Source organism: Caballeronia sp. LZ033, assembly GCF_031451265.1.
In the GTDB taxonomy this organism is placed as follows: Bacteria; Pseudomonadota; Gammaproteobacteria; order Burkholderiales; family Burkholderiaceae; genus Caballeronia.
The window spans coordinates 1-1,175 of the sequence record NZ_JARUXQ010000030.1 but is presented as its reverse complement, the minus strand read 5'-3'; the positions used below and the strand labels follow the sequence as shown (position 1 = coordinate 1,175).

The window sequence follows — 1,175 nt, the reverse complement described above, 5'->3', positions numbered from 1 at the left end:
GAACACCACGCACACCACAGCCGGCTCACACACCATCGAAGTGGGCTTGCCGCTCGCTTCGGGCGACAGTTCGACTTCGCCGCCGCCATCCGGCGCGCAGCGTCTGTTGAATCAGCCGGTCAGTACCAGCACGGCCGGGCAATTGCAGCAGGCCATGGCGGCGCGACCGGGCAAGCCCGGCAGGAAGGCCTACGCCCGCAGGGGCATGCAGCAGTCCACGCCGTCGGCATCGACATCGACATCGACTTCACCGTCGGGCACGTCACAGGGCGGCACGCTCGCCAGCCAGTTGCCTTCCTTCGTCCAGAACTTCTTCCAGCCGAATCTCAGCGGGAGCGCTTACAGCATCACGGTGAACGGTCTTTCGAACACGCTCACCGTGGGTGCGGACAATTCCTTGATCGCGGGCGTGGGCATGTCGTCGGTCATCGGCAATTTCACCAGCTTCATCGCCGGCAACGAGAACGACTTCAACGTCGGCAACACGTTCGGTGTCAACGTCGGGTCGAACGAGGTTTTTCACACGAACGATGTCAGCACCATCGGAAACGTGGTGACCAATGCGGGCAACGCGGTCAACAACACGGGCCTCTGGGTATCGAATACCGGCACGGCGGTGGCGCAGAACGGCGCCTCGATCAGCGAAACCGGCGTGACCATCGTCAAGGTTGGCTATGAAGTCAAGTGGTGAGACCGGCGGTCACACCATGGCCGGCGACGCACTGTTCAACGTCACCCATAGCACGGAGGGCAAGGCAACCATGAGAACCGTTTAGAGCAAGTCCGCCACCAGGGCCGACTCATCAAGTCGGCCGACAACATCCGGGGGCGTGCCGCTACAGACTGGCACCACTCAGGATGACTCACTTGACACGCGTGCCTGAGCAACGATCCGATTATCACAAGAGACCGACATGACCCAGATTGTGACCGCCTACAGCGACGCATTTGCATCCGGCATCCTCAGTTTCCGCTCCATGACAGGAAACGAAGCCCTTTCCACTCTCTTCGACTTCGAGGTGCAACTCGTCTCGGGCGATGCTTCGCTCGATCTCAAGAGCGCTCTCGGCAAGTCCCTCACGCTGGAGATCCAGCCGCAGGTCGGCGCGCTGCGCTATCTCGACGGACAGATCACCCGCTTCGAGTTCAATGGCCGCGAGACGCTCACCTCGCGC

The 1,175-nt window shown here is 61.6% G+C and carries 2 protein-coding genes; both read left to right on the top strand.

Going from position 1 to position 1,175, the window contains the following annotated elements; translation table 11 throughout:
- On the top strand, nt 1-691 hold a 691-nt coding region (locus tag QCE62_RS35025; protein WP_309928001.1), incomplete at its 5' end, for a hypothetical protein.
- A 223-nt stretch (nt 692-914) separates the two neighbouring features.
- On the top strand, nt 915-1,175 hold a 261-nt coding region (locus QCE62_RS35020; RefSeq protein WP_309928000.1), incomplete at its 3' end, for a contractile injection system protein, VgrG/Pvc8 family.